Source organism: Sinorhizobium sp. BJ1 (genome assembly GCF_002531555.1).
Taxonomy (GTDB): domain Bacteria; phylum Pseudomonadota; class Alphaproteobacteria; order Rhizobiales; family Rhizobiaceae; genus Sinorhizobium; species Sinorhizobium fredii_B.
On the sequence record NZ_NWTH01000020.1, the window covers coordinates 70,647 to 93,505 of the forward strand.

21 protein-coding genes and 4 pseudogenes are annotated in these 22,859 nt (G+C 59.1%); 6 read left to right on the plus strand and 19 right to left on the minus strand.

What is annotated here, in order from left to right; genetic code table 11:
* Positions 1 to 16 precede the first annotated feature (16 nt).
* On the plus strand, positions 17 to 634 hold the full coding sequence (locus tag CO676_RS22655) for a TraH family protein (RefSeq protein WP_046118758.1): 618 nt from the start codon (positions 17 to 19) through the stop codon (positions 632 to 634).
* Here the strand turns inward: CO676_RS22655 and CO676_RS22660 are convergent.
* From CO676_RS22660 to CO676_RS22670, 3 genes and pseudogenes are all read right to left on the minus strand, one after another.
* The gene (locus CO676_RS22660; protein WP_234706700.1) at positions 574 to 990 is read right to left on the minus strand and encodes a DUF5615 family PIN-like protein; all 417 of its coding nucleotides are present in this window, start codon (positions 988 to 990) and stop codon (positions 574 to 576) included. The two genes, CO676_RS22655 and CO676_RS22660, sit on opposite strands and share 61 nt — an antisense overlap.
* Positions 991 to 1,024: 34 nt before the next feature.
* Positions 1,025 to 1,593 (minus strand): annotated as a pseudogene (locus CO676_RS22665) (DUF433 domain-containing protein).
* A gap of 178 nt (positions 1,594 to 1,771) precedes the next feature.
* Complete coding sequence (locus CO676_RS22670; RefSeq protein ID WP_046118759.1) at positions 1,772 to 1,978, minus strand: helix-turn-helix transcriptional regulator; 207 nt, start codon at positions 1,976 to 1,978, stop codon at positions 1,772 to 1,774.
* A gap of 193 nt (positions 1,979 to 2,171) precedes the next feature.
* Here CO676_RS22670 and CO676_RS22675 point away from each other — a divergent pair, with 193 nt between their 5' ends.
* Positions 2,172 to 2,489, plus strand: a complete 318-nt coding sequence (locus tag CO676_RS22675) for a transcriptional repressor TraM (protein WP_046118760.1) — start codon at positions 2,172 to 2,174, stop codon at positions 2,487 to 2,489.
* A 3-nt stretch (positions 2,490 to 2,492) separates the two neighbouring features.
* Here CO676_RS22675 and CO676_RS22680 read toward each other — a convergent pair whose 3' ends face one another.
* From CO676_RS22680 to CO676_RS22740, 13 genes and pseudogenes are all read right to left on the minus strand, one after another.
* The gene (locus CO676_RS22680) at positions 2,493 to 3,203 is read right to left on the minus strand and encodes an autoinducer binding domain-containing protein (RefSeq protein WP_097522725.1); all 711 of its coding nucleotides are present in this window, start codon (positions 3,201 to 3,203) and stop codon (positions 2,493 to 2,495) included.
* 316 nt (positions 3,204 to 3,519) lie between these two features.
* A complete protein-coding gene (trbI, locus tag CO676_RS22685) occupies positions 3,520 to 4,821 on the minus strand; it encodes an IncP-type conjugal transfer protein TrbI (protein ID WP_097522726.1) in 1,302 nt (433 codons plus the stop codon).
* Between the two features lie 12 nt (positions 4,822 to 4,833).
* On the minus strand, positions 4,834 to 5,271 hold the full coding sequence (gene trbH / locus CO676_RS22690) for a conjugal transfer protein TrbH (protein WP_097522727.1): 438 nt from the start codon (positions 5,269 to 5,271) through the stop codon (positions 4,834 to 4,836).
* 3 nt (positions 5,272 to 5,274) lie between these two features.
* The gene (trbG, locus tag CO676_RS22695; protein WP_097522728.1) at positions 5,275 to 6,087 is read right to left on the minus strand and encodes a P-type conjugative transfer protein TrbG; all 813 of its coding nucleotides are present in this window, start codon (positions 6,085 to 6,087) and stop codon (positions 5,275 to 5,277) included.
* A gap of 17 nt (positions 6,088 to 6,104) precedes the next feature.
* Positions 6,105 to 6,767: a conjugal transfer protein TrbF gene (locus CO676_RS22700; protein ID WP_046118765.1), complete on the minus strand. Its 663-nt coding sequence runs from the start codon at positions 6,765 to 6,767 to the stop codon at positions 6,105 to 6,107.
* Between the two features lie 24 nt (positions 6,768 to 6,791).
* Entirely contained in the window at positions 6,792 to 7,970 is a 1,179-nt protein-coding gene (gene trbL, locus CO676_RS22705) for a P-type conjugative transfer protein TrbL (RefSeq protein WP_097522729.1), read from the minus strand.
* Between the two features lie 5 nt (positions 7,971 to 7,975).
* A complete protein-coding gene (gene trbK / locus CO676_RS22710) occupies positions 7,976 to 8,152 on the minus strand; it encodes an entry exclusion protein TrbK (protein ID WP_097522730.1) in 177 nt (58 codons plus the stop codon).
* On the minus strand, positions 8,146 to 8,946 hold the full coding sequence (gene trbJ, locus CO676_RS22715) for a P-type conjugative transfer protein TrbJ (protein WP_046118768.1): 801 nt from the start codon (positions 8,944 to 8,946) through the stop codon (positions 8,146 to 8,148). The genes trbK and trbJ overlap by 7 nt, the downstream gene beginning before the upstream one ends.
* Entirely contained in the window at positions 8,921 to 11,374 is a 2,454-nt protein-coding gene (locus CO676_RS22720) for a conjugal transfer protein TrbE (RefSeq protein WP_097522731.1), read from the minus strand. The genes trbJ and CO676_RS22720 overlap by 26 nt, the downstream gene beginning before the upstream one ends.
* A gap of 10 nt (positions 11,375 to 11,384) precedes the next feature.
* The gene (locus CO676_RS22725; protein ID WP_097522732.1) at positions 11,385 to 11,684 is read right to left on the minus strand and encodes a conjugal transfer protein TrbD; all 300 of its coding nucleotides are present in this window, start codon (positions 11,682 to 11,684) and stop codon (positions 11,385 to 11,387) included.
* Positions 11,677 to 12,060, minus strand: a complete 384-nt coding sequence (locus CO676_RS22730; protein ID WP_097522733.1) for a TrbC/VirB2 family protein — start codon at positions 12,058 to 12,060, stop codon at positions 11,677 to 11,679. The genes CO676_RS22725 and CO676_RS22730 overlap by 8 nt, the downstream gene beginning before the upstream one ends.
* A complete protein-coding gene (gene trbB / locus CO676_RS22735; protein WP_097522761.1) occupies positions 12,050 to 13,027 on the minus strand; it encodes a P-type conjugative transfer ATPase TrbB in 978 nt (325 codons plus the stop codon). Before trbB ends, CO676_RS22730 begins: the two co-directional genes overlap by 11 nt.
* Positions 13,028 to 13,039: 12 nt before the next feature.
* A pseudogene (locus CO676_RS22740) lies at positions 13,040 to 13,663 on the minus strand (acyl-homoserine-lactone synthase); the annotation flags it as partial.
* 482 nt (positions 13,664 to 14,145) lie between these two features.
* On the opposite strand from CO676_RS22740, the gene repA reads away from it, so the two are divergent.
* The 4 genes and pseudogenes from repA to repC (CO676_RS35385) form a co-directional block, all read left to right on the plus strand.
* Complete coding sequence (repA, locus tag CO676_RS22745; RefSeq protein ID WP_046118772.1) at positions 14,146 to 15,378, plus strand: plasmid partitioning protein RepA; 1,233 nt, start codon at positions 14,146 to 14,148, stop codon at positions 15,376 to 15,378.
* 48 nt (positions 15,379 to 15,426) lie between these two features.
* Complete coding sequence (gene repB / locus CO676_RS22750; protein WP_046118773.1) at positions 15,427 to 16,407, plus strand: plasmid partitioning protein RepB; 981 nt, start codon at positions 15,427 to 15,429, stop codon at positions 16,405 to 16,407.
* 157 nt (positions 16,408 to 16,564) lie between these two features.
* The gene (gene repC / locus CO676_RS22755; protein ID WP_046120172.1) at positions 16,565 to 17,779 is read left to right on the plus strand and encodes a plasmid replication protein RepC; all 1,215 of its coding nucleotides are present in this window, start codon (positions 16,565 to 16,567) and stop codon (positions 17,777 to 17,779) included.
* A 1,253-nt stretch (positions 17,780 to 19,032) separates the two neighbouring features.
* A pseudogene (repC, locus tag CO676_RS35385) lies at positions 19,033 to 19,374 on the plus strand (plasmid replication protein RepC); the annotation flags it as partial.
* 257 nt (positions 19,375 to 19,631) lie between these two features.
* Here repC (CO676_RS35385) and CO676_RS36200 read toward each other — a convergent pair.
* From CO676_RS36200 to CO676_RS22775, 3 genes and pseudogenes are all read right to left on the minus strand, one after another.
* Positions 19,632 to 19,897: pseudogene (locus CO676_RS36200) on the minus strand (hypothetical protein).
* Positions 19,898 to 20,099: 202 nt separating this feature from the next.
* A complete protein-coding gene (locus tag CO676_RS34680; RefSeq protein ID WP_144340181.1) occupies positions 20,100 to 20,291 on the minus strand; it encodes a hypothetical protein in 192 nt (63 codons plus the stop codon).
* Positions 20,292 to 20,895: 604 nt separating this feature from the next.
* Positions 20,896 to 21,813: a recombinase family protein gene (locus CO676_RS22775; RefSeq protein WP_046120173.1), complete on the minus strand. Its 918-nt coding sequence runs from the start codon at positions 21,811 to 21,813 to the stop codon at positions 20,896 to 20,898.
* Between the last annotated feature and the right edge of the window lie 1,046 nt (positions 21,814 to 22,859).

Below are 22,859 nucleotides of genomic sequence, written 5' to 3' on the forward strand. Positions count from 1 at the left end.
CGCCCGAGGAGATGTCATGCTCGACCCTGCGCTCATCAAAGAATGCACCGACCCTTCACTAACGCCCGCGATCGCCGAGCAGTTCGTGGCAGCGGCAGGCTCGACGGACCCGCTCGCCGTTTCCGTCAAATCGGGTGGCCGATTGATCCTCGTGCCGAAGGCAACGTCGGCCGACGAGGCGATGGCGATTGTGAGGCAATATGCCGGTCAGGCGGTGGTTCGCGTCGGCCTGACACAGTTTCCGGCGGGCGTCGGCGTGAAGAATGCGGCGGGCCTTCAGCCGGACCTCGTTGATGCCTGCGAAAATCTTCGCAAAGGAACTGCGATGTTTGCCAAGGTTCTGAGGATCGTTACCAAGTGGTACGGCAACCCCAAGAGTGAAGACGTCTTCCCCCAGATATTCGAGGATGCGGTCTACGCTTGGAAGACTGGGGAATTCGAAGGCGTGAGCGTGTTTCAAGCGAAGGATCCGGACGAAGCGGTCGTCAACTATCGGGGAGAGCCAACAAGCAGCCAAGAGAAGGAGACTGGAGAGGTAGAACGTGTGCCTCCAAGCGGGGCCGAAGACACGACTCAGCAGGAAAGCGGTAGCGCAGGAATACGGATCGACTTGTCGAGGATCGGTGGGAAGTAACGGCTCCCGTGGCGCTCAGGCTTCCAAAAGAAAGTAGCGTGTGAGAACCGCGCCGTCCTCTCTGCGAGCGTCACCTCGATGATCTCGTTTACGATTTCAGGCGGCTCTTCCAGTTCCTCCAGGATAAGGGCAAACAGTTCTCGTTGCAGTTCAGGAAGCACCTGCGGCACGATGATGACTAGGCCGGCATGCAGTTCCTCTTTTGCATAGAGCTTGCGGAAGTCGCGAGCGTTATTGGTGACGAACGTGAAATCCGAATCGATGATACGAGGCATCAGATCCCAGTCGGCTTCGCTGCTCAATTCCAGCCAAGTGAGATGGGAGCAGTCGTGGGAGCCCGGCTGGGCAACGGCCATGACAGACGTGTGGTGGCTTCATCGATTAGGCCCTTCACGAGGTCGAGCCAGGGCGTTTTTGAGCCTTATCGTTCCGAAGTCGCAGACGCTTCGTGGATTTCACCCTCAGGTCCTGCTCAGAAGCTTCCGCGGCCGTCCCCTGGCGGGGTGCGCCGCAGACCAGATCTCCGCATGTTCGACCATGCGTGCTGTGACAGAAGGGTAGCCGTCGACGATTTCAGCAGTGCTCGCGCCTTGGGGCCTTCATCGCGACAACCATCCGGACCGGTACCCGCGTGCCTTTCGAGACCGGCTCACCGCCCACCAGGCCCTTCTCGCTCTGGACCATATGTTCAGCTTCTCGAAGCGCCTCGGCACGCGCAGCCAACTGCTCTCTCGCCCGTGCGACATCAACGATGAGATAGTCGTCCGCCCTGACCATATCGGCCTCGGGGTTCTGGTCGATCGTATCGAAGAGATGATTGCGGCGCTCGGCAGACAAGATTGATCCGACGCCATACCAGAGCTTCAAGCGAAGCAGATCCTCATCGTTAGTGCTCTCCCGCCGAGTTGAGTAGCAATGATCCGCTAGTCAATGGCATTGTGAACCGACTTCACTGCGATCTCACTGACGGCCGCAGCCTCGGCAGGTGTAGGCGCGGGATGCGGTAGCCATAATCATTCTCCTTGCGAAGAATGTATAGCCGCAAGCTCTTAGTTTTGGTTGCCCACGGCGCTTGGCCGTGTCGCAAAGAAGGGCCGGTTTCAACGCTCTTGGTCGACGTCGCAAAGCTTGTCAGATTTATTTTGTTAGAAGTACGGCTGGTTCCACACCCAGCGCTTCGGAAATTTGGCCAAGCACGGTGACTGTGGCAGAAACATCGCCGCGTTCGATCGCTCCAATATAGCGGGCGCTCAGACCCGAGCGGTGCGCTAATTCTTCCTGCGTCAGTTGCTTGTCATGACGTAGACGACGCAGATTGGTCGCCATGACCTCCTTGAGATCCATGACGTGAGCGGAACCTGAACAGGAATGATCGTTCCAGGAACGATAGTTCCGATTCAGCACGACATATGATATTGCGCGGCCAATGCAGTCGGAAATGTTCCTCTGCAACACGAGCCGTGCAGTTATGGCTTAAGTCATCTAATGCGGAGCAAGGCGTGTTTTCGGATAAAGGAATTACGTTGGAGAGAAACGGATGAAAGATGTAGGTCCCTCCAAGGGCAAAAGAAACGAGAGGGAACCTCGATACGTTTCGATGCAAAAGTCAGAACTAGAAGCCTTGGCAGTTTCAGCGATTCGCGAACACCGTCGGCTTCTCGCGGCCGATCAGGCCGTCTACGAAGAGTGGTCGCGCGCAAACGATGATCCGTCGATCTCTAGTTCCGTGCTCCAGACGCTCCAGGACGAATACATCGCGCGCCAAAAGATCTCCGAGGCTCAGCAGGAGGAACTCTCGGAAATTCTGGATGCACTCGGCTTCATTCCAGTCGTGCCTTTCGAGGATGACAACTAGAGCTCAGACCAGGCCACGATCCTTGGCGATGGCAACGAGTTGCGGCACCGTCTTTGCGTCGAGCTTTTCACGAGCGTTATCCAGATGGTGCTGCACCGTTCTGGGAGTGATGCCGGTAAGCTCCGCGGTTTCGGCCGCGTTCTTTCCCTTTGTCGCCCATATGACGCACGTCATTTCGCGCGGCGACAGCATTCGCTTAGGACTGATTGCGGTCTTTGCCGCAAGGATCTTCAGTTGATAGTGAACGGCCATCAACACTTGAACCGCCTTTTTGGCATCCAGCAGGCCCGAAATGTCCACTTTCCTTTCCGCCGATGCAAAGGTCAGCATCATCGCGGATCCGTAGCTTCCCTCCAGGGGAATGGTGACGCCGCAGCGAATGCCGTGGTCGATTGCCTCGTCGCGAAACCGTCGAAGAGGAGAAGATCCCCGGGCAGGCCAGTCGTCGGCGGTCCAGAAAAATATGTCCCGCCGGCGCTTTGCTTCCGTCAGCACGGGATCGATGCGGAAATAGTCGCTACTGAGGTAGATGCCTTCCCATGGCCCAGGATAGGAGTTGAACGTCCTGACTTGGGCACCTTCTTTTTGCAGGTAGGCGAACCGATCATACCCGCAAGAATTCGCGAAGCTTGTAAGAGCACTCCTGATCATGTGCCCATCTTGCGCGATTTCCAGCATATCGATGAGCGAGCGAAGGTTTCCGTCCACGGACATCTCTCCTATCTTCTTGACCCGGCGAGTTCGTCCTTTGGCGAAACGATCGGTCACGCTGGCTTTAGCGTTTGGGCAATCGGGTCATGGCTGCGATTTACGCACACAATCACTTTTGACGGCAACCTACGGTGCATGCCGAATGCGAAGCATTCCCTCGGGCCGTGTGCGTAGCACTACCTGCGGAGATGCATCTTTCAAGCCGCGCCAGCCTAAAATATGACCCACTGAGGAAAGGTTTTGCGCTGCAGTGATTGTACCGACACACCGCGCGTCAAACAGTGGTAGACACGAGGACTGATCTCTTGCCCCTGCGCTGCTAATTCCCACGATAGACGGACGGAAGGATGATGTCCTGACCGACGAGGACATTGAACTTATAGCCGGATCGAATGCGGATCGTTGGCTGGACATTCAGGTTCTTCGAAATGGCCTGCTCAGCCACCCGGCCGAAGGATTCAGCGAAGCTTCGTCGTGCGGCATCCGAGGCAGTATCCTGTATCGCCAGCGTCGAGCTCTCGGGCATCGACATGTCGCTTCCGGTTCCAATTAGCGCGATCAACGCCGCCGATCCGAAAGTCCGCCACAGATGGCGATCGATCTTGTCCTTGAAGCCCCCATAGCCCTCGGCGTCGGTCCCCGCCATGCCACCGATCTGTAGCGTCGACCCGTTCGGAAAAATGAGATCAGTCCAGACAACGAGAACGCGCTGCTGACCGAAGGAGACCTTGGAATCATAGCGCCCGAAAAGTTTCGCGCCTTGCGGGATCAAAAGCCGATAGCCGGTGGCGCTGTCATAGACATTCTGGCTGACCTGCGCAGTGATCCTGCCCGGCAGGTCGGAATTGAGGCCGGTGATCAAGGTGGCCGGAATGACCGAGCCGCGCTTCAACTCGTAGGGCGACATCTGTGGCTCGACCTTGTTCGGCAGGTAGCCAAGGCCCTTGATGTCCTGATTGAAGAAGTCCTCCTTCGAGGTCTGGCCGTTCGGATCGATGTTCTGGCCCATGAGCCCCGATTGCATAGCGGCGGCGTAGAGGTCCGAGGCATTGGTTGCTGTGGCCGTCGAATTCTGTCGCATGGCGTCGGTAGGATTTGCCGCAGTCTTCTCGGCATCGGAGATGTCGACTTTCAAAGGAGAGTCGAGAGCTGTGGCGCGCGCCTGAAGGCGTGCCATCCGCTGGCGCTGCGCCTGACGGATATATTGCTCGTCCTGCTCGCGCTTCAGCCGGGCCTTCCACTCTTCCTCCGACTCGAGCCGCGGTCGGCGCTCTTGTCGTTCCAGCGGTGGGCGCTCGACAGCGGGTTCCTGTTTGTCCTCTTTCTGGACGATGACGGGTGTTGGCTGGAAGACCTCCTGCCTTTCAATCTCGCCGATGATGCCGTCCGAGATGCCTTTTTTCAGCTGGTCCCCGAAGTTCGTCGCCGGGGAATTGGATGCGCTGTCGAGATCGTTGCCGCGGTTGAAGGTCAGCCCGCGCCACGAAAGGCCGATCACGACGACGACGACGAACAGCACGACAACGACGATAGCGATGATGATCGGCAGCCGGTTGAGACGGCGCATGCCCTGCTGATCCTCGGCATTGCCGGACGTGCCGAGCTGAAGCGACTGGACCATGTATCTCTCCCGTCAGTTGCGCCGCATGATCGAAAGCGGGCTCGCCGGTGTGGCTCCAGCTGCCGTGGTGGTATAGGCGCGGCTGAGCGCGATCGCCGGCGTCGTCAGACGGGCAAGTACCTGGCCATCAAAGCTGTCGATCGACCACGCGAGTTCGAGCGGCTTCTGGTCCTCGGCGACACTTCCGTCGGTGACGACGGTATACCCCCACCCCTTCAGGACCGCCTCCAGGGCAGCGGCATACTCCGAAGTGTCCTTGTCCATTTTGATTGTTGTCGTGGCGGCTGGGCCCATCTGTTCTGTAAGCCGACTTGCCAGATCGCCGGCGATGGCGCCTGCGGCCGGTCCGCTGACGGCGACGGGGGTGGAGTTCGTGGTGAGGGCATTGTCGGCAGTCTGGCAGCCGGAAAGGAAAGCGGCGCCGATGACCAAAGAGAGCAGCTTGCGCATCGATCAGCCTCCCCGCCGGATGGTGATCTTCTGTTGGCGCCAGCCGACACCGGAAACAAGGATCGCCTTGTCGACCGCAAAGTCGACGACCATCATATCGTTCTTCATGCGATAGTTGACGATGCGGTTCTGGCCGCCAGAAACGACGAAGAGGACGGGTGCGTCCTGTCCCGAGATTGACCGGGGGAACTGGATGTAGGTCTTCACGCCGTCGGAATAGACCCGCTTCGGTCTCCACGAGGCGCTGCCGCTGACTGAATAAGAGAAGTTCAACTTGTCCGGGGCAGTGCCGGGAATGCCGCCGGTCTCGAGCCGGGAATTGATATCGGTGAGCTTCGTCGACGCGTCCTCTGGATACTCGAAACCGACACGAGCCATATATTGGCTCGGATGGGACTTGAGCTGGATGTGATAGGTGCGCCGCGACGTCGTGACCACCATCGAGGTGACGAGGCCTGGCTCCGACGGCTTGACGATCAGATGGATTGCCTGTCCGCCGGTCGCGCCGGAGGTCGCCGGTTCGACCTTCCAGCGCACCGTATCACCGACCAGAACATCCCGGACGATCTCGCCGCCCTGCAACTCGATATCGCAAACTTGCAGCGGCGAGCAGACCACGGAAGGTTGGGTTTCGCCGAACAGGAAGATAACCTTCCCGTCCGGCCCTGTGGTAACGAGCCCCGGTGTGCCACGCCACTTCCGGGAAATGTTCGTTCCCTTCACCTCATCCGATGTCATGCTCTGGCCGAATGCGTCGCTTGCAAGGACGAGCGCGGCCATGCAGCCGGCGGCTGCGATCAATCCTGTGTTGTGCATTGGAAAATCCCCTGCCCTTAAAGCTGCGCTGTCCAGTCGAAATCCCGGACATAGAGTCCGATCGGATTAAGGCGGATTGTCGCCTCATCCTGCGGCGCAGTCAGCGCGACCGTCGCGATCCCGCGAAACCGGCGCGTGCCGGTTTCCTTGCCCTTGCGATCCCGCTCGTATTCGGTCCAGTCGATCTGGTAGGTCTGGTTTGAGAGCGCCACGATGTTATTGACTTCGATCGCGACCGTTGCGGTCTTCGCCTTCTCGAACGGCGAATTGCCCCGAAACCACGCGTTGATCTTCTCAGTCGAAGGATCGGAGGTACGAAGGAGCGCGTAAGTTCGACCGATATATTGTTTCTGCACCACGGCATCGGGCGTGATCGAACGGAAGCTGGTGACGAAATTTCCAAGCGTGGCGCGCACCACTCGCACATCGGCATATTCGATCTGTTCGGGGAAGCCGGCCGCGACCGATGTGCCAAGCTTGTCGACTTCGACGACGTAGGGCACGAGCTTGGCCTGAGTGCTGAGATACATGGCATATCCAAAGCCAATCACGGCCATGGTCAGGCCTAGAACGCCGACGATGCGCCACGCCGCAGCGGCTCGCACATAGGATCCGTATCGTTCCGTCCATTCCTGCCGCGCGGCAAGATAAGGGTTTTCGGGGACGCGGTTCTGTGCCATCGATCCATCACTTTCTGATTGCTGTTAGTCATTGCGTTCGGGAGGTGGTTTCGGCGCGCTGTAGCCGCCGCGGCGCTCATCGAGCTTGGCGTTGGCAAGTCCGAGGATTGAGCCCGCATAAGCGCCGGGCGAACCGATCGCCTTCTCTTTGGCGGCGGATCCTGCAGCTTTGCCCGCTGATCCGATCCCGGTGCCGATACCGCGGAGAGCCGCGCCAGAGAACGATGAGCCGGCTGCTCGGGCAGCCTCGCCAGCCGCAAAACCGGCTCCTGCCCCGCCTGCTGCGAGGAACCCTGCGCCTGCGGCAAAGGATGCTGCCTGCCCGCCGTGACGGATCGTTTCCATTCCTCCGGATACCGAGGCTCCTTGGACAACACCTTGGATGATATTCGGCACGTAGATCGCAATGATGAAGACGACCACGGCGATCCCGGCAATCGCGAGTGCGGTCTGGAACTGGTCGCCGACTTGGGGCTCATTCGCCAATCCGATGAGGACCTCCGACCCAATGCGGGAGATCATGACCAACGCCATGAGCTTCATGCCTACTGAAAAGGCGTAAACCAGATAGCGGGCGGCGAAGTCTTTGGTGAACGACGACCCTCCAAGTCCAAGCATGATCATTCCCGCAAGCAGGCCGAGATACATCTCAACCATGACGGAGATGAAGATTGCCGCGACAAGAGAGAAAGAAATGACGACGACGATCATGGCAAAAGCGGTCGAGATCGCGAGCGCATTGTCCTCGAAAAGGCCGAACTGAATTTTTTCGGACATCTTGGTTGCGACGGCGAGTCCGGCGTTGAAAACGTCCGACGGCGATGCGGTGCCGCCTCCGGCGCCGATCTGGAAGAGGCTGTCGACGACAGCCTTGGCGAAGGTGGGGCCTTGCGCCAGCACGAAGGCGAAGAAGCCCACGAACATGATCCGCCGCACAAGCTCGGCAAACCAGCTGTCGAGAGAGGCAGCCTGAAGCGCGAGCCAGGCGGCCGCTATCCCGATCTCGATGGTAGCAAGGATCCAGAACAGCGACTTCGCCGCATTCATGACGGTGTTTTCCCATCCTTTCGCGGCGGTCGTGATCTGGTTCTGAAGGGAAGTCAGCACTGACCCCTCCTGAGCCAGTGCGGGCTGTGCCGCCAACGCAGCGAAAGCGGCAAACAGCATGGCTATGCGAAGCGATCGAAATTGTTTCCCTTTCATGGGCTTCACCACTCGACGTTCATTTTCTGGCCGCCCGACGTGGGATACTCCTTCGACGAGCCGAGGAACTTCGCACGATGCTCCTGCGCCACCTGTCTTTCGGAGATGAGGAGCCAGATGCCGGCACTGCCGAGGGCAAGAATGCTCGCGATTGCGATCAGGATCAGCTTTATTCTCACCATTCCACCTTCATTTTTTCACCGCCGGAGGTGGATGGCGCCGTCGCACCGAAGAACTTCTCCCGCCGAGCCTGAGCGAGGTCCTTGTCGGTCTGCTCCGTCTGGAGCCAGGTTCCCATCATCGTCATCTGCTGCGAGACGAGCCCGCGGAGCTTCTGCATTTGCGCGACTTGCTGCGCCGCGATCTGATGGCCGACCTGCAGGGCCTTCATCTGCCCGTCGGCCGTCTCTGACATCGACCGTAAGGAGGACATTGTGGTTTCCTCGCTCTCGAACTGATCGGCCGTGAGGCTTGCCGCATTCAGCGTGCTGGCAATCGTATCGCGGTTGGTGTCCGACCAGGTTTGATAGGTCGAGGAGAATGTCTCATTGCTCGGCAGATTAGTCTTGAGGGTTGCATAGCTCTGGAATCGCTGCTGCAGCACGTCGTCGGCGTTGCCCATGGAAAAGGCGATGCTCTGGCCTTGATCGATGATGCTGCGGAGCTGGTTGAGATCACTCTCGACCTGCCCCCACATATGCGACGGAAGCGTCGCCGTGTTCTGGAGCAGGTTCTGATAGATGTTCAGTTGCGTCTCGATCTGTTGCGCGAGTTGGCTTATCTGGGTGAGCTGGTTCTGGATCTGCTCTCCAGACTGGCCGACGAGGGACACCAGTTCGCCATTATTGAGCACCTGGGTCCACTCGGTTGCGGCTCCAGTAGCGGTGCCGGCGTGTGCTGGTGCGATTGCGACCACTGTCATTGCCGTGGCCGTGAGGCCGGCCAACCAACTAAGCTTTGAGCAGCGTTGCGGCATCGTGAACTCCTCTCGTTTGAAGCCAAGGGATCGGCCAGTCGCGGCCATGTTCGGATTTCAGCGCGCAGATGCGCTTCAAGTCTTCCTTCCCGGAAACTCCGACGAAGCTCAGTGCAACAGGCCCAAGCGACATGTCGAAAAGACGCCGGCCTTCCGGCGTGGCGACGTAATATTCGCGCTTCGGGGTCGCGGTCGCGACGATTTCGATCTGGCGTTCGTTGAAACCAATCCGCTCGTAGAATTCCCGGGTCCCTGGCTCCCGAGCGGCGCCATTCGGGAGGCAAATCTTGGTCGGGCAGGACTCCTTCAAGACGTCGATGATGCCGGATCGCTCGGCGTCTGAGATCGACTGGGTCGCAAGAACGACCGCGCAATTCGCCTTTCGCAGCACCTTCAGCCATTCCCGGATCTTGCTGCGGAAAACTGGATGGCCGAGCATCAACCAGGCCTCGTCGACCAAAATCAGGCTCGGGGATCCATCGAGTCGCTTTTCGATGCGCCGAAACAGATAGGTCAGCACCGGGACAAGGTTCCGTTCGCCCATGTTCATGAGTTGCTCGATTTCGAAGGTCTGAAAAGCGCCGAAGGTGAGGCCGTCCTGCTCGGCGTCGAGAAGCTGACCCATCGGGCCGTCGACCGTGTAGTGATGCAATGCCTCTTTGATCTCACGCATCTGCACGCCGCTCACGAAATCCGACAGCGACCGGCCTGGCGCGCTCGCCATCAGGCCGACCTGCCGGGAAATGGCGTTGCGATGATCGGGCGTGATGGCCACGCCCTGCAGCGCCACCAGCATCTCGATCCATTCCGTCGCCCAGGCCCGGTCTGCGTCGGTGGCGAGTTCGGCGAGCGGGCAATACGCGAGTGCTTGTCCAGCTTCCTGCACATCGCCGCCGATCTCGTAATGATCGCCGCCGGCAGCCAGCGTCAGCGGTAGGAGCGAGCTTCCTTTGTCGAACGCGAAGATCTGGGCGCGTTCATAGCGCCGGAACTGCGCCGCGATCAGCGCCAGGAGCGTCGACTTGCCCGAGCCGGTGGGCCCGAAGATCAAGGTGTGGCCAACGTCGTCGACATGCAGGTTGAGCCGGAACGGCGTCGAGCCGCTGGCAACCTGTAGCAACGGAGGAGAATTCGGAGGATAGAAGGGGCATGGTGCGATCGGGTTTCCTGACCACACCGAATTGAGCGGGACCAGGTCCGCGAGATTGCTAGTGTTGATCAACGGTTGGCGGATATTGCAGTACCAGTTGCCCGGTAGGCTACCGAGATAGGAGTCGGTCGCGTTTAGCGTCTCGATCCGCGCACCAAATCCTTCGGCCTGGATCAGCCGACGGATCGCCTCGGCTTTTTCCTGCAATGCCTCCCGATCGCTATCGAAGAGAACGATCACGGGCGTGTAATAGCCGTAGGCGACCAGTTGCGACGATGCTTGCGCAATCGCATCCTCGGTCTCGGCGACCATCGACATGGCGTCCTGATCGACAGATCGGCTTTGCGTCTGGAAGAGCTGGTCGAAGAACGGACGAACTTTCTGCTGCCACTTCTTGCGCGTCCGTTCCAGCTTTTGACGGGCCTCTTCCGCATCGAGGAAGATGAAGCGCGACGACCAGCGGTAGGTGAGCGGCATCAGATCGAGGCTGTTGAGGATTCCCGGCCAGCTCTCCGCCGGAAGCCCATCAATCGCCACGACAGCGAGGAACCGGTTCTCGACTTTCGGCGTGAGCCCGTGTTCGAGTTCAGCGGTGGCAATCCAGTCGAGATACATGGGAGCGTCCGGCAATCGGATCGGATGGTTTTCGCCGGTGATGCAGAATCTGACGAACTGCAGCAGTTCGTCGTAGCGGGCGACGCGCTCCCCTCCCCGCTCAACAGCCTCGCGCGTTTCCATGCGCCGGATCGAGAGGGTGTTCGCGACATATTGCTCGATCTCGCGGATTGCATTCTTGAATGTGAAGAGAACCGTGTCGGCATAGGTCTTCTTACGGCTCTCCTCATCGGAATAGATGTACTTGCTGAGAGCCGTCTTTTTGGCTTCGAGCGGCCGATAAGTCAGGATCAGTGCATGCTTGCTCTCGAAATGTCCCCGGTCGCGCGCGAAATGCGCCCGCCGCTCCGAGTCGATCGCGCGCGTGACAGCATCGGGGAAATGGCAGCGGTCTTCCGTGGGATAATCGTACGTCGGGATACGGACGGCCTCGACCTGGATCATCCAGCCGCTTCCGAGCCGCGACAGGATGGCGTTGATCTGGCGCGCGAGTCCATTGCGCTCGAGGTGGGTGGCGCTTTCGGAATCCGGCCCAGCAAAATACCAGCCGGCCATCAGGCTTCCGTCCTTCAATAGGAGGACGCCATTGTCGACCAGGCCGGCATAGGGAACGAGATCCGCAAAAGATGGGCCAGTGGCCCGGAAGCGTTTGAGCGCGACCATGCCAGTCCCCTCAATACCGGCGCCACGGAGAAGTGGTCGCTTTGTAGTAGAGTTCGTACGAGATATGGCGGACGTAAACTTGCCGCATGAGCGGGTCCGACTTCGCTATCATCCTGAGCAGCCCGACGACCACGATCCAGACCGCGACCCCGAAAAGCGCCGAGTAGACAGTCAGCACCACGAAAATAAGGATGACAGCGGCAAGCCCGGTGATCAGAACCAGTTCCCGGTCCGCGCCCATCAGGAGGTTCGGCCGGGAGAGCGCACGGTGGATGCGATTGCGGTGAAGTTGGGACAGCGACTCAGTCATGAGTCTCCTCCCCTCCTCCATTCGGGTGTGTCGACGTGACGTGATTATCGATCAGACCGATCGAAGCGCCGGTCGCACCGAACAGACCGACAATGGTCGTGGCGCCGAGCAGAATGCCGGCAACAAGCACGACGTACATCAGTCGCCGCGCGAAATCATTGAGCTCTCCACCGAAGATCAGCATGCCGCCCGCGATCGCTACCGCTGCAAGTGCGATGTAGCCCGCGACTGGCCCCGTGATGGACTCCTGGATCTGCTCGAGCGGTCCTTCCCAGGGCAGACTACCGCCTGAACTGGCCAGGGCCGGTGCGACCGACGCCAAAATGACTGGCGCAGCAAGAAGCGCGATGGAGACAAACTCACTCTTACGCGACATGCCGCGCCTCCTGCTCTTCGGTGAGTTGGTCAGATTCGATCTCGTATTGGCCGTTGGCGAAGCGCTCGACCTGGATGATGTCGCGCACACGCCGGCTTCGCGGCGTACGCTCGATGGAAACGATGAGGTCGACAGCCTCCCCGATCACCTCCTGCATCGGCTGTTGGCTTGCTTCGGCCGTCAGCTGCTCCAGGCGACGGAGCGCGGAGTTCGCCGTGTTCGAGTGGATTGTTGCCACCCCGCCGGGGTGACCTGTGTTCCAGGCCTTTAGAAGCGTCAGCGCTGCGCCGTCGCGGACCTCGCCGACAACGATGCGGTCGGGGCGCAAGCGCATCGTGCTCTTCAGAAGGCGGGCCATATCAATTGCGTCGGTCGTGTGCAGGAGAACCGCGTTCTCGGCCGCGCATTGAATTTCGGCGGTATCCTCAAGAATGACGAGGCGATCTTCCGGGGCGCTCTTCACGATCTCGTTGATCACGGCATTCGCGAGAGTGGTCTTGCCGGAACCCGTGCCCCCGGAGATGATGATATTGAGCCGTGAGGAAATTGCGCTCCGGATCGTCGAAGATTGATACTCTGTCATCACGCCGGAGCGCACATAATCGTCGAGCGGGATCAGACGCGAAGCCCGACGGCGAATCGTGAACGCAGGCTTGGCGACCACCGGCGGCAAGAGGCCCTCGAAGCGATGTCCGCCAATCGGGAGTTCGCCGGAAATGATGGGTTGGTGGGTATCGACTTCGGATTGCAGCGCGTGGGCAACCGTACCGATCACCATTTCCGCCGCAGCTGATGACATCTCTCCGGCCGACGCCACGCCATGCCCAAGCCGTTCGATGAACAGCTTTCCATCGGGATTCAGCATGATCTCGACGACGTTGCTATCATCCAGTGCGACGCAAAGCTCGTCGCCAAGCGCCTCTTGAAGCTTGCGGACGAGTCGAGGATGGGAGCGAAGCTGTGTCACGGATTTCTCCTTAGCTGCTTGGCCAAGAGGGCTGGTGATGTTGGAGCGGTAATTGGCGGGGCGGAGCTTCATGAATGTGTCCGCATTCGCCGGTAGAGTGCCGGCCACGGCCATGGTCACCCCGATCCTTCTCGGCTCGCCAAGGCGCCGAAGCGGCCAACCGACACGGGCGAGGATCCGCTCGAATCGGATGTCCGTTACCGTGACGATCTCGGTGAACCGGTTCGCCATCGACCACTCGATAATCCCCGCGAACATGGTGAGCGTTGCCTCGTGAATAGAACCGTCTCCCCTACCCTCAGAAAGGGAGGTTTCCACGCAAAAGCGCGAGCTCTCGACCATGGATGAATGAGCGCGGAGTTGCCCGGCAGAAAGGAGCGAGGGGAAAACGTTCGCCACCATCGTTGGGCCCAGCGTAGGAAGAAGGCGGGCGCATCCAGCCAACCGGCCCATCCTGGCAACGGCTAAAATGTAGGTCGGTTGAATGTCGTCGAAAGCATCCGACTCACAGCCTCCCGCAACATTGACTTCCCAACCCAACCGATCGGAAAAGATGCGGGCGCGCAGTTGATGTTGGCTGTGGAGAAGCCGGGCTTCTTCGGTATTCCGGGGCTTTGAGATCGCGAGAACCTGCATCAATTTCTCCGTCGTTGAACATCGCCGCGAGATGAGCACGGATCCAAATCGCTGGGCAGTTGTAGAATTCAACAGGGTTGTGCAGGCGGTGATTCGGGCGTTAGTTTGGGTGAAAGACATGGCGTGGCCTTACCCTATTGCAGGGTTCACGGGAAACCCGTTGGGGTTGGATCCACAAAGACTGAGTCGGGTGAGTCGCGGGAGTAATATGACGGCTATTTCGAAGTGGCGTTTCGTAGCCAGGCGAACGGCCGTATTTCTCCCCTGGAAAAGTGCTGGCGCCTAGCGGAGCGTAAGCGGCCTTCTAAGTGCATAAGAATAAAGGAGAAATACGTGTGTTCTGCCTTCGAGCGGCGTCCGCTTGGCATGCGGTATTAACCCTTTGTTAACTCTATATTCCTTGTCAGCGGGCTAGAATCGCACATAATAACGATTATGTCGGCTCTCTGGCCGAAAAACCGTTATTCGAGAGTTCCCTTGCAATGAACGCTAATTCGCCGTCCATCGCTCCCGCACAGCCGATGCATTTCGAGGATCTCATCCTCGAACAGGGCGATCTGATTTCTAAGAAGCTGCATCTCCTGAGCATGCAGCAGTTCCCGCCAAACGCCAAGAAACTGCTTCGCCAGTTCTCGCTTTCGGAAGTGGCGCAGTTCCTAGGCGTCTCGCAAAGCACGCTGAAGAAACTCCATCTTGAGGGAAAGGGCCCCCTCCCCCAGACATCGTCGTCGGGTCGCCGTTCCTATAGTGCCGAGCAAATGGCGGAACTACGTCAGTATCTCGATCAGCATGGACGATCGGAAGCCAGGAACTACGTACCGTACCGTCGGCCAGGCGAAAAGCTCCAGGTCATTGCCGTTGTCAATTTCAAGGGCGGTTCGGGCAAGACGACGACGGCCGCCCATCTCGCGCAGTACATGGCGTTGACCGGGCACCGTGTATTGGCGGTGGACCTCGACCCGCAGGCATCACTTTCGTCGCTCCACGGTTTTCAGCCCGAGCTCGACATGTCGCCCTCGCTCTATGAGGCGCTCAGATATGACGATCAACGCCGATCGATTAGCGAGATCATCCAGGCGACCAATTTCCCGGGCCTCGATATCGTGCCTGCGAATCTTGAACTCCAGGAGTACGAATACGACACGCCGCTTGCGATGTCGAATAAGAGCTCAAACGACGGCAAGACCTTCTTCACGCGGATTTCGCGCGCGCTGGGGGAGGTCGACGACCGGTACGATGTCGTCGTCATCGACTGCCCTCCCCAACTCGGCTATCTCACGATCACCGCGCTGACTGCGGCGACGAGCGTCCTGATCACGATCCATCCGCAGATGCTCGACGTCATGTCGATGGGACAGTTTCTTTTGATGCTGGGCGGGATCCTGAAGCCGATCCGGGATGCGGGTGCTGCGGTTAATCTCGAATGGTATCGCTACCTGATCACCCGGTACGAACCAACGGACGGGCCGCAGGCGCAGATGGTGGGCTTCATGCAGACATTGTTCCACCAGTTCGTGCTGAAGAACCAGATGCTGAAATCGACAGCGATTTCGGACGCAGGCATCACTAAGCAGACACTTTACGAAGTCGACAAGAGCCAGATGACGCGATCCACTTATGAGCGCGCGATGGACTCCTTGAACGCAGTCAACGCCGAGATCGCAGAACTCGTTCATGCCTCCTGGGGCAGGAAGGTTCTCAACGGACCGGCGTAAACTTTCACCGGTACTATCCGGTAGATCGAAGGCAAACGGAGCAGGTAGATGGCGAGAAAGAACCTATTGGCGGGACTGGTAGACGCAGCGGAAATCCCGCACGCAGACGTCGCGCCCGCCTATCCGATGCGCGGCGCCTCGAAGAGCATGGTGCGCTCGCTCGATGAGTTGTCGCGCCAGGCCGAGAAATTTCTCGAAGGAGAAACGGTTGTCGAACTCGACCCTGAGACACTGGATGGTTCGTTCGTCTCTGATCGCATGGACGATAATCCCGAGCAGTTCGAGGAATTGAAGCAGGCGATCGCCGAGCGCGGGCAGGATACGCCTATCCTTGTGCGCCCTCACCCGTCGGCAGCCGGCCGTTACCAGATCGTTTTTGGACATCGCCGCGCCCGCGTTGCCCGTGAGCTCCGCCGCAAGGTCAAGGCGGTCGTCAAGGCGCTGGATGACCGTACCCACGTCATCGCCCAGGGACAGGAAAACTCGGCGCGCGCCAACCTCTCCTTCATCGAGCGGGCGAACTTCGCCTCGCACCTCGAGAAGCTTGGCTACGACCGGGCAACCATCGGATCGGCACTTGCTGCCAATGCGGCCGCCATCTCGAAAATGATCGCCGTAACGGATCGTATTCCTGAAGAGACAATCGCAAGGATCGGGCCCTGCTCGACAGTCGGCAGAGAACGCTGGGTCGAGCTGTCATTGCTTGTGGGCAAAACCGCCAACGAAGAGAAGGTGAAGGCGATCGTCTCCGATCCCTCCTTCGACGAACTGAGCTCCGACGAACGCTTCAATGCCCTGTTTTCTGGTCTGAACAGCGCGGCGAAGCCTGTCCGAAAGACAACTCCCAAGATCATGGAGAACTGGCAACCGACGGACAAGACCGTCTCCGCGAAGTATTCGAATTCCGGCAAGGCTTTTGCCTTGTCTATGAAATCAAGGAATGCCGGCCCCTTTGGTCGGTATCTCGCAGACAACCTGGACCGGCTCTACGCCGAGTTTCTGGCGCAGGGTAATCGGAAGGAAGACTGAGCACGCAAAAGAAAAAGGCCCCCAGACGGTAACCATCGTGGAAGCCTCTCTCATCGTTTAGCAGCCTGAGAATCGCATTTCCACGAATCGCAGTCAAGAGTCTTTGGCACCGGAACGGGTGAGCGGACGTCTTTTGCCTGAAGATAGGTGAAAGAAGATGCAAAGTGGAAGTGTGACGACGCCTTTCGGGCGCCGATCGATGACGCTCGGCATGTTGGCAAGCCAATATATGTCACGTGAAATCGAACCCGAGACATCGGCCGACAAGTGGAAGCTGTTTCGGGCGCTCTGCGAAGCTAAGCCAAAGCTCGGCATCAGCGAGCGTGCCCTCTCGGTTATGAGCGCACTTTTGAGTTTTTATCCCGAGACGACTTTGTCTGAGGAGAACGGCCTCATAGTGTTTCCCTCTAACATGCAGTTGTCACTTCGCGCGCATGGCATGGCCGAAGCGACACTGCGGCGCCACATCGCAGCGCTCGTCGACGCTGGCCTTCTGGCACGCCGCGATAGCCCAAACGGCAAGCGCTACGCCCGCAAGTACGGAGACGGTGCGATCGTTGAGGCCTATGGCTTTTCGTTGGCTCCATTGCTGTCACGTGCACGCGAGATCGAGCAAATAGCTGCCGATGTCGAGATGGAGCGACAGCAGTTGCGTAGACTTCGCGAGCGCCTGACGATCTGCCGACGCGATATCAGCAAGCTGATTGACGTCGCCCACAAGGAGGGAGTGAACGGCAATTGGGACGCGATACACCAGCACTACCGCAGACTAGTCGTGGCCATTCCCCGAGTGGCAACTGCCGCGACCTTAACCACCATCCTGGAAGAGATGGAGATGTTGCGCGAGGAAATCTCCAACCTTTTGGAACTTAGGGTAAAAATGGATATTTTGAGCGCCAATCATGATCAAATTGAGCGGCACAAACAGAATTCAGAATCCGAATCCCTTATTGAACTTGAACCTAGCTCTCGAAAAGAGCAGGGCGAGAAGCCGCGCCAAACCATCGAACCGCAGCGCGAGCCGATGAAGGTATTTCCGCTGGATATGGTGTTGCGGGCTTGCCCAACCATTTCAGATTATGGCCCTGGAGGCGCAGTGGCAAGGCCGCGCGACCTGATGCAGGCCGCAGTGGTCGTCAGCTCGATGCTCTGCGTCAGTCCATCGGCCTACCAGGGTGCCTGCGAGGTCATGGGACCCGAAAATGCATCCGCCGTCATGGCCTGCATTCTGGAGCGGGCAGGGCACATCAAATCGCCCGGCGGATATCTCCGCGACCTGACGTCCCGGGCAAAGCGCGGCGAGTTTTCACTGGGGCCGATGTTGATGGCCTTACTGAGGGCGCGCGGCGGGAGTGATCGATTGGCCTCGTGATCGAAGAACCCGGTTGATCGGCGGGAACCGACGCCTTAGTTCTTGGGCGACAGCATGTTGTCGGCTGACAAAATCGGCGGATGCGTACGTCGAATCAAGCGACTAGGGGAACTTATGTCTGACGCTGTCGCTTGCGGTGGTCTCGGCAGGGGAGCAACTCAAGTGGCTCAATTCGATACGAATAGGCACTTCACGCTGCATGCTGGGACTTTCGCCGGCGACATTGAGGATACCAAAGGCAGGGAGAAGCCCGAACTAGTCGGAGTTCCTTCAGCGTTGCGCTCCAGAGGTTGGCGGAGACGTTCGCGCATTGGAGGGGAGCTGGTTCCGCGTGAACTGGCTTGATCATTGATGCGCTGCGATGAGGCGCCAGGACGATGGTGTAAAAGGCCGAGTGCTACACTAGATTTTGGTCCTTTGATCGGTTGCGAAGTATGGGGGTGACGTATTGCAAAAAAGTTGTCAGCTGACAAAAATATCAATTTCCACAAACGAATCAAAGCATTACTTCTAAATTGTCTCCGTTTGCTTTTGGAGGAAGGGTTTCGGTCGTTTTTTCGAGGCGTGATGATCGAATGAAGCGGGAGCCGATCCGGGGTTCCCGCTTAAGATGGTGTTGAGGACGTGCCCTTAAATCGCAATTACGCTCCAGGTGGCGCGACATGATGTCAGCCGCCGTCATCGCCGCTCGATGCTGGCGGTGAACCCATCGGGTTACCAGGAGCCCTGCGGTCAGAAATTGGTCAAACTGTAGAGATTCGCCCGGCCAGCGGAGATCTAAGTAAGCAGCGTGGATTTACGGCGCGGCGACATACGTCTTCGAAGCGGGAATTCTGGCGAAGGCGATTACAGGCGGCTGAAAGATGAGGAGCTTGAAGCCGTCGGACAGCACATTCGTACGAGCGATATCAATATGTTCGTTCTGGACGCTAGCATCCAATAGCTTTGGTATGAGCGGCGCATTTCTCTTTGTCGATCTGCCGGCTCGAGGAAACTTCACCGTCTCAATGGAGGAGGGGCTGTCGGCGACTCGGGACGCATCGAAGACTATTTCCTCGAGCTGACCGGCCGCACCCCGCGCACGCCGACGGTCGCGGATATAGCGCCAACTCCCGACGAAATGCAAATGCTACGGGATGAGAACCATCAATCGCCTGGAAATTCAAACCAATCCAAAAGATACGACCAGCAATGCTTTTCAGAATGAAGTCACATACTGAAAAGAGCAGGAGACGAGATCGAGTCTAGCCATCCGGCCGACGAGAGAGCCGATAAAGGCGTTTCCGCTCAATATGGTGCTGCAGGCATGCCCACAGATCCGCGACTGTGGGCCGAGCGGTAATGTCGAAAGCTGGCGAGACCTGATGTTCGCTGCTGTGGTTGTCCGATCGATGCTCGGCGTCAGCCCGAGCGCCTATCAGGACGCCTCCAAGATCCGTTGACCGCAGAACGCCGCGGCGGTTATCGCCTGTATCATCGAAAGGGCAGGGCACATCAAAAACGCCGGCGGCTACTTGCGTGATCTCACGCGAAAGGCGGCACGCGGCGAGTTTTCGCTCGGGCCAATGTTGATGGCGTTGATGCGGGCGAACGGAGCCCTAGCGCCGCAGGGCTTCGTAGCGTCCGCTAGGTCTTTGCGCCAGTGCAGATGGTTTCCAGGCGTTCAATCGTCATTGACTGAGCCGCGTGCGGAATATCGGAGAAGCTCTCACCGTCGGGTTGCCTGTGAGGCTGGGCCACAGATAAGTCGATCTCACCGACATTTTCGAAAACGATCTTCAGCGTCCGCGATCCATCGAACTCATAGCCATCAGGGTTGGTCGCTCAATCCGCTGACCGGGTGTCCGATCAACTACGCCGCCCGCGCCAAAGGGAGGGGGTAGCCAGCAAGTACCGAGAACTTCGTGCCAGGTCGGTGGCGGCCGTGGGATCAACATGCATTTCGTTCAAAAACGAGACCTGAAGATCCTCGTCCACCTCGGAAAAGAAGGAAAACGCCGAAGGATCGAAAGAGACTGCGCTGGCAGGATCGGAAATCTTGGATGCCAGCTGCTCAGCCGAAAGGGCCGTCCCATAAGGGCTGACAGTGGACAGAACCTTTACTGCAACGATAGACATCTTCCTGAACCACAGATCTCTTAGAATTCTACATATGTCGCGACGATGGCTGCGAAACAGGATCGCAGGTGAGGAGGTTGTTACACGTTATCGGATAGCTCGGATAGCCGGAACAGGTTGATGTCCAAACTCAAACGTCTTTTTAAGCGTCTGCCCTCACGGAAGACGGTTGCCCATTTCCGGCCGTCGCGTGGCCGACGACTCAGAACAGATCCGGTTTGTCCGCCCAGGCGAGCAGGACCGCGGCATCGGGATCGACCCAATGGCCGTGCGTCATGAGAAAATACCAGGCAAAGGGGGAGGTCGACTTCGGCGTCGATCGCTTCGATCCGCTTACCGAAAGGCCTTCGTCAGCCGGCAACTGCTCGGCCGAATGCATCAGTGGCCGGGGCACAAACCGATCTCGCGCTGGCTACGCTGCTCAACGTCTTGGACGTCGAACCCCAGTGGACGATGCCGCCGCCGGTGCGGCAAGATATTCGGCCTCGCGGCCGAGGGGATTTGAATGAAGTCGGCCGTACCTAATCCTGTAGCGCGATGGTATCACGCTTGTGTTGCGTCACCCCGTGAATTGGCATCCGCTCGCTCGGTGCCGCGTCCAGAGCGTGGTGAGGTCGCCGCCGAGTTCGGCAAGCTCGCGCTCGAGCCGGTCGCGATGTTAGCCGAGCAGGAAGCCGTCGGGAGTGAGTACGGTGCGGGTGCCGCCATTAGGCGCTGTAGAGCATGGTCGCGGTGAAGCTAAAGCCGGAAAAAGCGCGCGACAGGACAGGGGCGAGCTCCGCGTCAGCCGTTTCGGGAGCGAGCGGGGCCAGCGCGGCTGGCAGGCGGATCGGGTCTATGGCTATCTCGGGCGCCCTTCCTTCACGCTATCGGTTCTGTGCTCATCCGTTGGGCACCATACACCATTCTACCTCCTACCTCGTGTCGGCGCAGGCGCAAGGGGTGGACACCTCGTTTGCGGCATCCCGGTCGAACCCTCAGCCTCATGAAGCAGGCGCTCAAGAGCGAACGAGCCCGAGGCGGCGCGCGTCGTCCAGCAGCGCCCTGACGGAAGACGGCTGCCACTTCCGGCCGCCACGTGGCGGCCGCTCATGCATCTGGTCCAATTGGGCGGCAATGTCGCGCAGCGACAGATCGGGATCGGCGATGGCGATTCCGGCAACGAGCCGCATCAGGTGATCCTCGGGCGGCCGGCGCGGCGAGCGGGCAAGCAGTTCCGGTTCCGCGAGCTTTTCGCGCACCATCCGACGGACCGCCCGGCGCAACCGTTCGACTGTCCAGTCGTGGCCCCGCCGGTTGAGGATCCGCACGACGTTGTCCCAACTGTGTTGCGGGCGCAGCTGCCGGACGGTCGGCAGCCATATCTGCGCTGACGCAATCAGTTCATCGAGGTAGGCCCGGTCGCGTGCCACTGAGACCGCGCGGATGGCCTCCGGGCGGCGTTCCCGAAGCCCGGGATTGCCGGCAAGCCTGCCGCGCGCCCTGGCGGCCTTCATGCCGGACCTCGTTCGTTCGGCAATCAGCGCGCGCTCAAGCTGGGCGACAGCGCCGAGCACCTGCAAGGAAAACATCCCCTGCGGCGTCGAGGTGTCGATCGGATCGCGCAGCGAGCGGAAATGCACGCCGCGCTGCTCCAAATCCTCGATCACGTCAAGCAGGTGACTGACCGAGCGCGCCAGGCGGTCGAGGCGGACGACGACGAGCACATCGCCGGCGCCAAGGTCCTTCAGAAGCTTCGCCAGCACCGGCCGTGCGCGTGACGCGCCGGATCCGTGCTCCTGGTGGATGCGGTGGCAACCGGCTGCCCGCAACTCATCGACCTGGGCGTCGTTGAGCTGATCGTCAGTCGAAACGCGAGCATATCCGATCAGCCTTTGCGGCAGGGGAGGGGGACTGTGGGTTGCAGCTTTCGCCATCGTTCTTTTCGATCGTTTCGGGGAAGATTTGTACAAATAAGAAATGTGTGAGAAAACGCTCCTTTGCAAGCGTGTTTTATGCGCGAAATAGAAGGTCGTACAGCGCGAAATCGGGTCTGCAACAAGACCGGGCTGTCGAAGGTCGCAGAATCGCGCTGATGGCTTTCTGTGGCCGAAACGCCGCAAAACCAGCCGCTTTGAAGGAGTTCGAGTATCGCCCTGTGGCTTCACGCGGGCTTTGACACTGAAAAACTTTCCGGTGGCGCTCCGCGTCGGCCGCTCGGGAGAGGTCTAGGCCACGCGATCAGGCAAATGAGCCCGCTGAACAAGGCTGGGGAAGGGGCTGAAATGTCCGGATTTCCAGGCGAATCCGCCCATCCAAAACAACTGACATGGCAAGAAATTGGCTTCAGATGGCTAACTATCGATACTTGATACCTATCGATAGTGACCTAGCGCGGAAATTGGCGTCCGGCTAACGGAAGCCTAAACCCAATTACCTTCCGTTAACGAGATTTCATGTGTTAATTCATTCGGTTAATCGCTCGTGAAATTTATGCTCGCAGGGCTCTCTTAGCTGCCCAGATGAGCGGGGCGTGATGGCCTATTGGGGATGGTCCTGGAGCCAGTGCATTTCGCCCACGCCAGCGACTCCGCAGAGATCGACGGAAATTTCGATCCTCTCCAGGCCTGGTGCAGCATAATGCTGGCCACGACGTCCGAAGACCGAGGTGGTGAATGCCCGCTACTCGCAAAGCCCGCCCGCGCAGGGCCGCCGATTGTCTGCGCAGGCTGCGAAGCCAGGGAGCCGAAAGCAACGAAGCCGTCGAGTAGGCGCCGGCGAGCATGAGTCGTTGAGACGATCGGGGCCAAGGACGGAGCTGTTGGAAGCTCCTGAGGGAGTCGTCGGCGGCAGTCGGATGTCCGAGCGGCCGAGCACGAACTGAGAGAACGTGATCGACTGGTCGACTAAAGCACTGGAAGATATGCCTGTTGAGCTTGAACTGGGCCGCCGGCCGGCAAGGCGACGCTCCATCACTGCCAGG